The 12,389-nt window shown below is 68.9% G+C and carries 12 protein-coding genes; 9 read left to right on the top strand and 3 right to left on the bottom strand.

From position 1 onward, the window contains the following. The first annotated feature begins 30 nt into the window (after positions 1–30). The 7 genes from RE421_RS12315 to nrdR all read left to right on the top strand — a co-directional run bounded on the left by RE421_RS12315 (position 31) and on the right by nrdR (position 7,806). Positions 31–606 (top strand): cell division protein SepF, encoded by a 576-nt coding sequence (locus tag RE421_RS12315; protein WP_309810313.1) that lies wholly within the window; start codon positions 31–33, stop codon positions 604–606. Positions 607–659: 53 nt separating this feature from the next. Next, positions 660–962 (top strand): YggT family protein, encoded by a 303-nt coding sequence (locus RE421_RS12310; RefSeq protein WP_309810309.1) that lies wholly within the window; start codon positions 660–662, stop codon positions 960–962. Positions 963–1,072: 110 nt separating this feature from the next. Further along, positions 1,073–1,849 carry a DivIVA domain-containing protein gene (locus tag RE421_RS12305; RefSeq protein ID WP_309810306.1) on the top strand — a complete coding sequence of 259 codons (777 nt, stop codon included), beginning with the start codon at positions 1,073–1,075 and terminating at the stop codon, positions 1,847–1,849. Between the two features lie 142 nt (positions 1,850–1,991). Beyond that, positions 1,992–2,591 carry a signal peptidase II gene (gene lspA / locus RE421_RS12300; RefSeq protein ID WP_396134497.1) on the top strand — a complete coding sequence of 200 codons (600 nt, stop codon included), beginning with the start codon at positions 1,992–1,994 and terminating at the stop codon, positions 2,589–2,591. Then, on the top strand, positions 2,575–3,537 hold the full coding sequence (locus RE421_RS12295; protein ID WP_396134496.1) for an RluA family pseudouridine synthase: 963 nt from the start codon (positions 2,575–2,577) through the stop codon (positions 3,535–3,537). The genes lspA and RE421_RS12295 overlap by 17 nt, the downstream gene beginning before the upstream one ends. Before the next feature lie 45 nt (positions 3,538–3,582). Continuing rightward, complete coding sequence (gene dnaE / locus RE421_RS12290; RefSeq protein WP_309810304.1) at positions 3,583–7,176, top strand: DNA polymerase III subunit alpha; 3,594 nt, start codon at positions 3,583–3,585, stop codon at positions 7,174–7,176. A 132-nt stretch (positions 7,177–7,308) separates the two neighbouring features. Beyond that, complete coding sequence (nrdR, locus tag RE421_RS12285) at positions 7,309–7,806, top strand: transcriptional regulator NrdR (RefSeq protein WP_309810301.1); 498 nt, start codon at positions 7,309–7,311, stop codon at positions 7,804–7,806. A 90-nt stretch (positions 7,807–7,896) separates the two neighbouring features. On the opposite strand, the gene ppgK is transcribed toward nrdR, so the two are convergent. Next, positions 7,897–8,856: a polyphosphate--glucose phosphotransferase gene (gene ppgK / locus RE421_RS12280; protein ID WP_396134495.1), complete on the bottom strand. Its 960-nt coding sequence runs from the start codon at positions 8,854–8,856 to the stop codon at positions 7,897–7,899. Between the two features lie 52 nt (positions 8,857–8,908). Beyond that, a complete protein-coding gene (gene map / locus RE421_RS12275) occupies positions 8,909–9,862 on the bottom strand; it encodes a type I methionyl aminopeptidase (protein ID WP_309810298.1) in 954 nt (317 codons plus the stop codon). A 47-nt stretch (positions 9,863–9,909) separates the two neighbouring features. On the opposite strand from map, the gene RE421_RS12270 reads away from it, so the two are divergent. Beyond that, the gene (locus tag RE421_RS12270; protein WP_309810296.1) at positions 9,910–10,083 is read left to right on the top strand and encodes an SPOR domain-containing protein; all 174 of its coding nucleotides are present in this window, start codon (positions 9,910–9,912) and stop codon (positions 10,081–10,083) included. A 3-nt stretch (positions 10,084–10,086) separates the two neighbouring features. Here the strand turns inward: RE421_RS12270 and panB are convergent, their stop codons facing one another. Beyond that, positions 10,087–10,929, bottom strand: coding sequence for a 3-methyl-2-oxobutanoate hydroxymethyltransferase (panB, locus tag RE421_RS12265; protein WP_309810292.1), 843 nt, complete (start codon positions 10,927–10,929; stop codon positions 10,087–10,089). A gap of 117 nt (positions 10,930–11,046) precedes the next feature. On the opposite strand from panB, the gene glnA reads away from it, so the two are divergent. Then, positions 11,047–12,387, top strand: coding sequence for a type I glutamate--ammonia ligase (glnA, locus tag RE421_RS12260; protein ID WP_309810289.1), 1,341 nt, complete (start codon positions 11,047–11,049; stop codon positions 12,385–12,387). Positions 12,388–12,389: the final 2 nt, after the last annotated feature.

The following is a 12,389-nucleotide window of genomic DNA, read 5'->3' as shown; positions in this document are numbered from 1 at the left end:
CGGGCGCTTTCCACACGGTGAGGATTTTCGATGGCTGGTGCACTGAAGAAAACCATGATCTACCTCGGGCTCGCCGATGGTGACGAGCAGTACGAGGAGGAACAGCGGGCCGCTGAGCAGCCCCGCCGGCAGGAACGCGCCGAGCGGCACGCCGCGGCCGAGCCCGCCGAGCAGGCCGGCGAGTGGGAGGACGAGACCCGCGACGAGCGCCCCCAGCCGGTGCACGGCTCCCACGCCTCCCACCCCCAGCCGGCAGAGCGCGAGTACCGCGCGCCGGTCACCCCCATCAAGCGGGCGACCCAGTCCCGGGAAGAGGCCACCGCCGTGCGTCAGATCACCACCGTCCACCCCCGGTCCTACAACGACGCCAAGCTCATCGGCGAGTCGTTCCGCGGCGGCATCCCCGTCATCATGAACGTGACTGACATGAGTGAGTCCGATGCCAAGCGCCTCGTGGACTTCTCCGCCGGTTTGGTCTTCGGACTGCACGGCGCCATCGAGCGCGTCACCAACAAGGTGTTCCTGCTGACCCCCGCCACCGTCCAGGTCCTGGGGGAGGACACCTCGGGCGCCGAGGACCAGGCGCACTTCTTCAACCAGAGCTGACACCGGTCCGGCCGGGGAGACCCCGTCCGGACCCCGGTGTGGAATAGGCTGCCGTGACCCTGATCTTCTCCCTCATCTACCTCGTGCTGGCGCTGGGTCAGTTCCTGCTGCTGATCCGGATCGTCTTCGACGTGGTGCAGTCCTTCGCCCGCTCCTGGCGCCCCCAGGGCATCCTGCTGCTCGTGGCCTCCACGGTGTACTCCGTCACCGATCCGCCGCTGCGGTGGCTGCGCTCCAAGATCCCCCCGGTGAACCTCGGGGGGATCGGCATCGATGTGGCGTTCCTGATCCTGTTCGTCGTGGTGGTGCTGCTGAAGTCCGTGGCCGCCGCCCTTGCCGTGGGCGCGTTGGGCTGATGGTAGCCTGAGTAACAGTGTGGTCTCGGGGCGCCGTTCGGCATGCCCCGGAGTCACAGAGAAGACCAGTGCCCCTGAAGGGCAGACCGAATACGTATTGGGGTGACCACATGGCTCTGACGCCGGAAGATGTTGTCAACAAGCGGTTCCAGCCGACCAAGTTCCGGGAAGGCTACGACCAGGACGAGGTTGACGATTTCCTCGACGAGATCGTGGTCGAGCTGCGCCGTCTCAACCAGGAGAACGACGAGCTGCGCCGCAAGGTGTCCGAGCTGCAGACCGGCGAACCCGGCGAGTCCGCCGTCCCCGCACCGGTGTCCGCCGACGGCACCGAGGAACCGGCCGCCGATGCCCCGGAGAGCGCGACGGAGGCCACTGCCACCGAGTCCGCGTCCTCGACCGAGGTTCCCGCGGCCGAGCAGAAGGCCCCGGAGGTCGAGGCCCCTGCCGTGGCTCCGGCGGCGAAGACCGAGCCCACCGTCACCGAGCCCGCGCCGGCCACCGAGCCTGAGGCCGCCACCGGCGCCACGGCGGCCCAGCCGACCTCCGGTGCGGCCCACGGCGCCACCGCCACCTCCGCCGCCGGCGTGCTGGCGATGGCCCAGAAGCTGCACGATGACTACGTCGCCGAGGGCCAGACCAAGCGCGAGCAGATCATCCAGGAGGCCCAGAACGAGGCCACCGGCCTGGTCAACGACGCGCAGGAGAAGTCCCGCAAGACCCTGGCCGACCTCGAGGAGAAGAAGTCGGTGCTCGAGCGCAAGGTCGAGCAGCTCAAGGGCTTCGAGCGCGACTACCGTGCCCGCCTGAAGGCCTACATCGAGGGCCAGCTACGCGACCTGCAGAACCAGGGGCCGATCCAGGACGAGGCCGCGGCCTCCCGCTGATCGCCCCGGCCCGCGGGCCTCGCGCGAGCGGACGAACCAGAACATCACAGAACGGGCCGGCCATGGTGAACCTCCATGGCCGGCCCGGGCTGTTGCCACCGACACCCGGCCCGGAGCCGGTCAGCACCGAAGGACGGCCCGCGTGAGAGAGTCCGAGCCCAGCCGGCCCGAGGGGCGCGAGGACGCCCCGACCCCCGAGGCGGCGCCGAGGCGCCGCCGGGGCTGGATCGCCGTGCTGGTGTTCTTGGTGGGATACGTGGTCGACCAGCTCACGAAGCGCTGGGTCGAGACCACCATGACGGAGGGCCAGATCACGGACGTCCTGCCGCCGCTGCTGCGCTGGCACTTCATCCGTAACCCGGGAGCGGCGTTCTCGATCGGGGAGGACCACACCTGGGTCTTCACCATCATCCAGTGCTCCGTGGCCGTCTTCGTGGTGGTGCTGCTCTTTCGGGTCCGCTCGACCGTCTGGGCCGTGGCCCTCGGCGGACTGCTCGGCGGGGTGCTGGGCAACGTCACGGACCGGCTCCTCCGTCCCCCGGGCTTCGGCGTGGGGCACGTGGTGGACTTCATCGCGCTGCCGAACTTCGCCATCTTCAACATCGCCGACTCGCTCATCGTGTGCTCCATGATCGGCATCGTGCTGCTCATGTTCACCGGACGCCGTCTCGACGGCACCCGGGAGGTCTCGGAGAAGGCCGCCGCAGGGCCCGCCGGGCAGGGCCGTGACGTCGACGCCTGAACCCGGCCCGGCCGTCGTCGTGCCCCAGGCCGCCGACGTGGGCCGCCGGGTGGACGCCGTGGTGGGCAACGCCCTGGGGGTCTCCCGCACCAAGGCCGCGGCCTGGTGCGCTGCGGGCCACGTGACGGAACGCCCCGCCGGTGCCGTGGCGCCAGGCCGGACCCTGCCGAAGTCCGCGAAGGTGGCGGCCGGAACCGAACTCGTGGTCGACATCCCCGAGGAACCCAACCCGCTGGACGTGAAGGTGGAGATCGTGGAAGACCTGAGCATCCTGGCCGACGACCCGGACTACGTGGTGGTGGACAAGCCGGTGGGGGTGGCGGCCCACCCGTCGCCGGGATGGGTGGGGCCCACCGTGGTCGGGGGACTGGCCGGCGCCGGCTACCGGATCTCCACCTCGGGCGCGCCCGAGCGCCAGGGCATCGTGCACCGGCTGGACGTGGGGACCTCCGGCATCATGGTGGTCGCCAAGTCCGAACGCGCCTACACGGCGCTCAAGGACGCCTTCCGGGACCGGACCCCGCAGAAGACCTACCACGCCGTGGTGCAGGGCCTGCCGGACCCGCTGAACGGGACCATCGACGCGCCCATCGGCCGGCACCCGGGGCACGACTGGAGGTTCGCGGTCCTGGACGGGGGCCGCGACTCCGTGACCCACTACGAGACCCTGGAGGCCTTCGGCCGGGCCACCCTCGTGGAGGTCACCCTGGAGACGGGCCGCACGCACCAGATCCGCGTGCACTTCTCCGCGATGCGCCACCCCTGCGCCGGGGACCTGACCTACGGCGCCGACCCGCGGCTGGCGGCGGAGCTCGGGCTGACCCGGCAGTGGCTGCATGCCCACCGCCTGGGCTTCCCCCACCCCGTCACGGGGGAGTGGGTGGCCTACGAGAGCCCCTATCCGCAGGACCTCGTCTATGCCTTGGGCGTGTTGCGCGGGGAGTAACTAGGCTGGACGATCGGCAGGACGAGCAAGAGGGAAGTGCGGAGCATGACGGCCACAGTGGAATCTACGGCGGACGCGACCCGGGAGGGGGGTTTCGCCCACCTCCACGTCCACACCGAGTACTCGATGCTGGACGGCGCGGCGAAGCTCAGCGAGCTCTTCGACGAGACGAAGCGGCTGGGCATGGACTCGATCGCCATCACGGACCACGGCTACCTCTTCGGGGCCTTCGACTTCTGGAAGAAGGCCACCGATGCCGGCGTCAAGCCGATCATCGGGCTCGAGGCCTACCTGACCCCCGGGCAGCTGCACCGCTCGGACAAGACCAAGGTCCGGTGGGGTGAGCAGCACCAGCGGGGGGACGACGTCTCCGGTGGTGGCGCCATCACGCACATGACCCTGCTGTCCAAGAACAACCAGGGCATGCACAACCTGTTCCGGGCCGGCTCGATCGCCTCCCTGGACTCGGTCTACGCGAAGTGGCCGCGCATCGACCGGGAGCTGCTCTCCACCTACTCTTCGGGCCTGATCGGCACCACCGGCTGCCCCTCGGGCGAGATCCAGACCCGGTTGCGGCTGGGCCAGTACAACGAGGCCCGGGAGGCCGCCGCCGAGTTCCAGGACATCTTCGGCCGGGAGAATTTCTACTGCGAGCTGATGATGCACGGCCTGGACATCGAGAAGCGGGTCATCAAGGACCTGCTCAAGCTGTCCAAGGACCTCCAGATCCCGCTCGTGGCGTCCAATGACCTGCACTACACGCACGAGCACGACGCCAAGCCCCATGAGGCGCTGCTGGCCATCCAGTCCGGGTCCAACCTGCTCGAGCCCACCTACGACCAGGGCGGGTCCCGCTTCGCCCTGTCCGGCACCGAGTACTACGTGAAGTCCCCGCGGCAGATGCGGGACCTGTTCTCCGAGTTCCCCGAGGCCTGCGACAACACGCTGCTGATCGCCGAGCAGTGCGAGGTCTCCTTCGACACCGAGGCGAACTACATGCCGAAGTTCCCCTGCCCGCCGGGGGAGGACGAGACCACGTGGCTGACGAAGGAGGTCGCCACCGGGCTGAAGTACCGCTACCCCAACGGCGTTCCGTCCCACGTGCGCAAGCAGGCCGACTACGAGCTGGACGTCATCCTCTCGATGGGCTTCCCGGGCTACTTCCTCGTAGTGGCCGACTTCATCAACTGGGCCAAGGACAACGGCATCCGGGTGGGACCGGGACGTGGTTCCGGCGCCGGCTCGATGGTCGCCTACGCCCTGAAGATCACCGAGCTCGACCCGCTGGAGCACGGGCTGATCTTCGAGCGGTTCCTGAACCCGGACCGCGTGTCCATGCCGGACTTCGACGTCGACTTCGATGATCGCCGCCGCTCCGAGGTGATCGACTACGTCACCGAGAAGTACGGCGACGAGCGGGTCTCCATGATCGTCACCTACGGCACCATCAAGACCAAGCAGGCCCTCAAGGACTCGGCCCGCGTGATGGGGTTCCCCTTCTCCATGGGCGAGTCCCTGACCAAGGCGCTGCCGCCGGCCGTCATGGCCAAGGACATCCCGCTCAAGGACATCGAGGACAAGAAGTCCCAACGGTACGGCGAGGCCGGTGAGTTCCGCGAGCTCGTCGCGACCGATCCGGACGCGGCCAAGGTCTTCGAGACGGCCAAGGGCGTCGAGGGACTGAAGCGGCAGTGGGGCGTGCACGCCGCGGGCGTGATCATGTCCTCCGAGCCGATCATCGACGTCATCCCGATCATGCGCCGCCTGCAGGACGGCCAGGTGATCACCCAGTTCGACTACCCCACCGCGGAGGGCCTGGGGCTGATCAAGATGGACTTCCTCGGGCTGCGGAACCTGACGATCATCTCGGACGCGATCGAGAACATCCAGATGAACCAGGACTTCACGCTGGACCTGGAATCCCTGACGTTCGACGACCAGGCGTCCTACGAGCTGCTGGCCCGGGGCGACACCCTGGGCGTGTTCCAGCTCGACGGCGGGCCCATGCGGTCACTGCTGAAGATGATGAAGCCGGACAACTTCGAGGACATCTCGGCCACCATCGCGCTGTACCGCCCAGGACCCATGGGCGCGAACTCGCACACCAACTACGCCCTGCGCAAGAACGGCCAGCAGGAGATCACCCCGATCCACCCCGAGCTGGAGGAGCCCCTCAAGGACATCCTCGACACGACCTACGGCCTGATCGTGTACCAGGAGCAGGTCATGGCCATCGCGCAGAAGGTCGCCGGGTACTCGCTCGGCCAGGCGGACATCCTGCGCCGCGCCATGGGCAAGAAGAAGAAGTCGGAGCTGGACAAGCAGTACGTCGGGTTCCACCAGGGCATGGTCGACCGCGGCTACTCCGAGGCCGCCGTCAAGGCCCTGTGGGACATCCTGCTGCCGTTCTCCGACTACGCCTTCAACAAGGCCCACTCGGCGGCCTACGGGCTGGTGTCCTACTGGACCGCGTACCTCAAGGCGCACTATCCGGCGGAGTACATGGCCGCCCTGCTCACCTCCGTGGGGGATGACAAGGACAAGATGGCCATGTACCTCAACGAGTGCCGCCACATGGGCATCTCGGTGCTGCCGCCGGACGTCAACGAGTCCTCCCTGTACTTCACCTCGGTGGGCAAGGACATCCGCTTCGGCATGGGCGCGGTCCGCAACGTGGGCTCCAACGCCGTGGCCGGGATGGTCTCCGCCCGCGAGGAGAAGGGCGACTTCACCTCCTTCCAGGACTTCTTCAAGAAGGTCCCGGCGGTGGTGTGCAACAAGCGCACGATCGAGTCGCTCATCAAGGCCGGCGGCTTCGACTCGCTCGGCTACGCCCGCCGCGCCTTGCTGGCCGTGCACGAGGAGGCGGTGGATGCGGCGGTGGCGCAGAAGCGCCAGGAGGCCAACAACCAGTTCGACTTCTTCTCCCTGCTCGAGGAGGAGGGCGGCGACGCCGGGGACGCCGGGTTCGGGATCGAGGTCCCGGACCTGCCGGAGTGGGACAAGAACGACAAGCTCACCTTCGAGCGCGAGATGCTCGGGCTCTACGTCTCCGACCACCCCCTGCAGGGGTTGGACGGCGTGCTGGCCCAGCACGCGGACATCTCCATCACCCACATCCTGTCCGACGACGGCCCCTCCGACGGTGCCATGGTCACCATCGCGGGGCTCATCACGAGCCTCGAGCGGCGCATTGCCAAGAGTTCCGGCAATGCCTACGCGCGCACGGAGATCGAGGACTTGGGCGGCTCGATGGACGTGATGTTCTTCGGCAAGGCCTATGCCCCGATCGCCACGATGCTGGCCCAGGACCTCGTGGTGGCGGTCAAGGGCCGGGTGCAGCGGCGCGACGACGGCTCGATCTCCCTGAGCGCCCAGGAACTGACCATCCCGGACCTCTCGGACGGGCACTCCGGACCGGTCTCCCTCACCCTGCCGGCCTTCAAGGCCAACGAGACCGTGGTCTCCGCGCTGGGGGACGTGCTCAAGACCCACCCCGGCACCACCGAGGTGCGGCTCCGGCTCGCGGGGGCGCGCACCATGGAGATCATGCAGCTGGGCGCCGACTTTCGGGTCAGCCCGAATCCGGCCCTCTTCGGCGACCTCAAGGTGCTGCTGGGACCGGCCTGCCTGGAATAGGGAAGGCAGGGCCGGTCCCATCCATGGTGTCGCTGATCGGAGGGGACCACTACATCTGGTAATGACATGGTTGTTATTCACCGGGTCGTCCGACTATGATGGAGTGGTCCACCGAGGGAGGAAGGGGAAGTCATGCACTGTCCCTTCTGCCGGCATGAGGACTCCCGGGTGGTGGACTCCCGCTCGCTGGATGACGGTTCCGCGATCCGCCGGCGCCGCCAGTGCCAGTCCTGCGGGAAGCGCTTCACCACCATGGAGACCACGGCGCTGACGGTCGTCAAGCGGTCCGGGGTGGCCGAACCCTTCGACCGCTCGAAGATCATCAACGGCGTCCGGAAGGCCTGTCAGGGCCGGCCGGTCACGAGCGACGACCTCGCCATGCTGGCGCAGGAGGTCGAGGAGACCATCCGGGCCACGGGCAACGCCGAGGTGGATGCCCACGAGGTGGGGCTGGCGATCCTGGATCCGCTGCGCCGCCTCGACCAGGTGGCGTACCTGCGGTTCGCCTCGGTCTACCAGGCGTTCGACTCGCTGGACGACTTCGCCAGCGCCGTGGAGGACCTGCGCTCCGCGGGAGACCGGTCGGACGCGACGGTCAGGGCCCTGCAGCCGAGGCTCTTCACCCGCTGAGGCGTAACGCCCCACGGGGCAACGAGACTGCCGATGGCGGCTCCGGAGGGGAAGCCGGAGCCGCCATCGGCCACCACCTGCGGCCCGTGGTCACGTCGCCTTCTTGACGGCCTTCTTCGCCGCCTTCCGGACGGCCCGGCCCGTGTCCTTCTCGGAGTCCGACCCATCGACCGACTGCTTGGCCATCGCCCGGTCGGCGGCCTTCCGGGCGGTGCCGAGCAGGGCCTGCCGGGTGGCGGTACCGGCGAGAGCGTCCGTGGCCCAGAGGGCTGCCCCCACGATGCCCGCGTTGTTCTTCAACGCCGCCGGGACGATCGGGGCCCGCAGGTCGAGCAGCGGCAGGTAGTCGTCCGGGCGCTTGGAGATCCCCCCGCCCACGATGATGAGGTCCGGGTAGAAGATGCGCTCCACGTAGGAGAAGTACCGCTGGAGCCGTTCGGCGTAGGCCGGCCAGTCCAGCCCCTCGCGTTCCCGCGCCGCGGCGGAGGCACGGGTCTCGGCCACGGCGCCGTCGAGTTCGATCGTGCCCAGCTCGAGGTTGGGGACCAGCTCGCCGTCCCGGAACAGCCCCGCGCCGATCCCCGTGCCCAGGGTGATGACCAGGACCGTTCCCTGCACGCCGGCGCCGGCGCCGTAGCGGACCTCGGCCAGGCCGGCGGCATCGGCGTCGTTCACGGTGGAGACCGGTCGCTTCAGCGCCTCGGAGAACAGCTCGTCCACCTCGGTGCCGATCCAGGAGGGGTCCATGTTGGTGGCGGTGAGACAGATCCCCTGGTGGATGACGGCCGGGAAGTCGATGCCCACGGGCAGGGAGCGGGACGGGGCGTCCGGGCGGGCATCCAGTTCGTCCACGATCTGGCTGAGCACGCCGGCCACGGCCTCGGGACGGGCCGGCTGCGGGGTGGGGACGCGGAACCTCTCACCGACCAGCCGGCCGGTCTTCGGTCCCTCGCCCAGCTGGACGATCCCGCCCTTCATCCCGGTGCCGCCGACGTCGACGCCGAGGGTGGTGAACAGGCCGCTGGCCGGGTCGGTGGTCTTCTTCGCCATGGTGCGCTCCGCAGGACGTGGGATCGGTGGGGTGGAGTGGACGGCGCTCTGCTCAGGGCAGGGTCAGGATCTCGGCGCCGTCGTCGGTGACCACCAGGGTGTGCTCGAACTGGGCGGTGCGCTTCCGGTCCCGCGTCACCACGGTCCAGTCGTCGTCCCACATCTCCCAGCGGATGGTGCCGAGGGTGATCATCGGCTCGATGGTGAAGACCATGCCGGGGACCATCACCGTGCTGTGGGCCGGCGCGGCGTCGTAGTGGGGGATGACCAGCCCGGAGTGGAACTCGCGCCCCACCCCGTGCCCGATGAAGTCGCGCACCACGCCGTAGCCGAAGCGTCTGGCATAGGACTCGATCGCGCGGCCGATCACGTTGATCTCGCGCCCGGGCTTGACCGCCTTGATTCCGCGCATCATGGCCTCGTGGGTGCGCTCCACCAGCAGGGCCGACTCCTCGTCCACCGTGCCGACCGGGTAGGTCATGTTGTGGTCACCGTGGTGGCCGTCCAGGTACGCCGTGATGTCCAGGTTGATGATGTCCCCGTCCTCGAGGGGCGTGTCATCCGGGATGCCGTGGCAGATCACCTCGTTCAGGGAGGTGCAGATGGCCTTGGGGAAGCCCTTGTAGCCCAGGCAGGACGGGTAGGCCCCGTGGTCGCAGATGAACTCGTGGGCTACCCGGTCCAGCTCGGCGGTCGTCACGCCCGGGGCGATATGCCGGGCGGTCTCCTCCATGGCCTGGGCCGCGATGCGCCCCGCGGCGCGGATCCTCTCGATCCCCTCGGCATCGTAGACGTCCGAGCCGTTGCCCTCATCGGCCGTGGCCCGGCCGACGTACTCCGGGCGCTCGATGTGCGCGGGGACGGCCAGCTGGGGGGCGACGACGCCCGGCACCAGGGTGCCCAGCGGCGCCGTCGAGCCGGGCTCGCCGCGGGACGGGCCGTCAGGGACCGGCTCGTTGTGGCTGGCGGGACGTGCGGTGGTGGCCTGCTGGGCGTTCTGGGACATGCCTCGATCCTATCGTCGTGCTGGGCCCCGCCGGTTAGGGTGGGCGCATGAGCGAATTCTGGTACAACGTCGTCAGCCACCAGGTCGAGGAGGGCCCGCAGTCGGATTGGTCGAAGCTGCTGGGCCCCTATGCGTCCCGCGCGGAGGCGGAACAGGCGATCGCCCAGGTGCAGGCCAACAACGAGCGCTGGGACGAGGCCGACGAGGACGCCAACGACTAGTCCCTAGGAGTCGAAGCCGTGCTCCGCTGCCGGGAAGGTGCCCTCGAGGACGTCGCGGCGGTACTCGGTGACGGCATCGGACACCACGGTGCGCAGGTCGGCATACCGCTTCACGAAGCGGGGCATCTTTCCCGCCCGCAGGCCCAGCATGTCCTGCCACACCAGCACCTGGCCGGTGGTGTGCGGGCCGGCGCCGATTCCCACGGTCGGCACCCGCAGAGCCTCGTCCACCTGCCGGGCGATGTCCGAGGGGACCATCTCCATCAGGACCGCGAAGGCCCCGGCCTCCTGCAGCACGGTGGCCTCACGGATCATCCGCTCGGCGGCACCCTCCTCGCGGCCCTGGATGCGGTAGCCGCCCAGCACGTTCTCCGACTGCGGCGTGAAGCCGATGTGCCCCATGACCGGGACGCCGGCGTCCGTGAGCATCCGGACGTGCTCGGCGAAGCGCTCCCCGCCCTCGATCTTCACCCCGGCGACCCCGGTCTCCTTGACGAGCCGGATCGCGTTCTCGGTGGCCTGCTGCGGGGAGACCTCGTAGGTGCCGAAGGGCATGTCAGACAGCACGAGGGCGTGCCGGGTCCCGCGGACCACGGACGCCGCGTAGACGGCGATCTGCTCCAGCGTCATGGGCAGCGTGGTGCTCAGGCCCATCATCGTGTTGGCCGCGGAGTCGCCGACCAGGACGACCTCCAGGCCGGCCTCGTCGAAGACCTGGGCCATCTGGAAGTCGTAGGCCGTCAGCATCGCGAAGCGGCGGCCCTCGTCCTTGGCGCGCTGCAGGTGCACGGTGCGGTAGCGGGCCGGCGCCGGGGCGGCATACGGTGCGGTTTCGTTCTCTGCCATGGCCGCAGTCTAGACGCTCCGTCCTCGGGGCATGTCGGCCCCTGATCGGGCCGGGGCGCACTACAGTGGAGCCAACCGCAGCTAGCGCAGTGTTCCCACAGGAGGCCGCCAGAGACCATGGATCGCCAACAGGAGTTTGTCCTCAGGACCATCGAGGACCGGGACGTGCGCTTCGTCCGGCTGTGGTTCACCGACGTGACCGGAACGCTGAAGTCGGTGGCGCTGGCCCCGGCCGAGGTGGAGGGTGCCTTCGCCGAGGGACTCGGCTTCGACGGGTCCTCGATCGACGGCTACACCCGCATCTTCGAGTCCGACATGCTGCTGCAGCCGGACCCCTCGACCTTCCAGATCCTGCCGTGGCGCGGCGAGGAGGAGCCGACGTCGCGGATGTTCTGCGATGTCCTGACCCCGGACGGCGAGCCCTCCTCGGCCGACCCCCGCCAGGTGCTGCGCCGCCAGCTGTCCCGGGCCGCGGACATGGGCTTCACGTTCTACACTCACCCCGAGATCGAGTTCTATCTGCTGCAGTCCAAGGAGGTGGGTCCCGACGGCCAGCCGGTCCCCGTGGACCGGGCCGGCTACTTCGACCACGAGCCCGGCGGCGTGGCCACCGACTTCCGCCGGCACGCGGTCAACATGCTGGAGGCCATCGGGATCTCCGTGGAGTTCAGCCACCACGAGTCGGGCCCGGGCCAGAACGAGATCGACCTGCGGTACGCGGACGCCCTGCAGACCGCGGACAACATCATGACCTTCCGGACGGTCATCAAGGAGGTGGCCCAACTCCAGGGCAACTACGCGACCTTCATGCCCAAGCCGTTCGGCGAGCACGCCGGTTCCGGCATGCATACCCACTTCTCCCTGTTCGAGGGGGACTCGAATGCCTTCTTCGAGCCCAGCGCGGAGTTCCACCTCTCCACCACGGGACGCCGGTTCATCGCCGGGCTGCTGCACCACAGCATGGAGGTCACGGCCATCACCAACCAGTTCGTGAACTCGTACAAGCGGCTCTGGGGCGGGGGGGAGGCACCCTCCTACGTGTCCTGGGGGCACAACAACCGCTCGGCGCTGGTCCGGGTGCCCCTGTACAAGCCGGACAAGGCCGGCTCCGCCCGCGTCGAGTACCGCGGGATCGACGCCTCCGCCAACCCGTACCTGACCTATGCGGTGCTCCTGGCCGCCGGGCTGAAGGGCATCGAGGAGGAGTACGAGCTGCCGGAGGCCGCCGCCGAGGACATCAGCGCGTTGACCTCGATGGAGCGCCGGGCCCTGGGTCACCACTCCCTGCCCGGCACGCTGCATGACGCCCTGCGGGCCATGGAGGAGTCCGAGTTCGTGGCCGAGGTGCTGGGGGAGACGGTCTTCGAGAACTTCCTGCGGAACAAGCGCCAGGAATGGGACGAGTACCGGGTCGAGGTCACCCCCTTCGAGCTGCAGCGCAACCTCGGCATCCTCTGACC

This window comes from Citricoccus sp. I39-566 (assembly GCF_031432995.1).
Taxonomy (GTDB): domain Bacteria; phylum Actinomycetota; class Actinomycetes; order Actinomycetales; family Micrococcaceae; genus Citricoccus; species Citricoccus nitrophenolicus_A.
Note: the sequence above shows the minus strand (reverse complement) of the source record. Positions and strands in the feature narration are given on the sequence as shown.

Coding starts and splice junctions, on each gene's coding strand:
- dnaE (WP_309810304.1), top strand. CDS start 3,583: ATGACGGCCACAGTGGAATCTACGGCGGACGCGACCCGGGAGGGGGGT.
- map (WP_309810298.1), bottom strand. CDS start 9,862: ATGTCCCAGAACGCCCAGCAGGCCACCACCGCACGTCCCGCCAGCCAC.
- panB (WP_309810292.1), bottom strand. CDS start 10,929: ATGGCAGAGAACGAAACCGCACCGTATGCCGCCCCGGCGCCGGCCCGC.
- ppgK (WP_396134495.1), bottom strand. CDS start 8,856: ATGGCGAAGAAGACCACCGACCCGGCCAGCGGCCTGTTCACCACCCTC.
- RE421_RS12305 (WP_309810306.1), top strand. CDS start 1,073: ATGGCTCTGACGCCGGAAGATGTTGTCAACAAGCGGTTCCAGCCGACC.
- RE421_RS12315 (WP_309810313.1), top strand. CDS start 31: ATGGCTGGTGCACTGAAGAAAACCATGATCTACCTCGGGCTCGCCGAT.
- glnA (WP_309810289.1), top strand. CDS start 11,047: ATGGATCGCCAACAGGAGTTTGTCCTCAGGACCATCGAGGACCGGGAC.
- RE421_RS12270 (WP_309810296.1), top strand. CDS start 9,910: ATGAGCGAATTCTGGTACAACGTCGTCAGCCACCAGGTCGAGGAGGGC.
- nrdR (WP_309810301.1), top strand. CDS start 7,309: ATGCACTGTCCCTTCTGCCGGCATGAGGACTCCCGGGTGGTGGACTCC.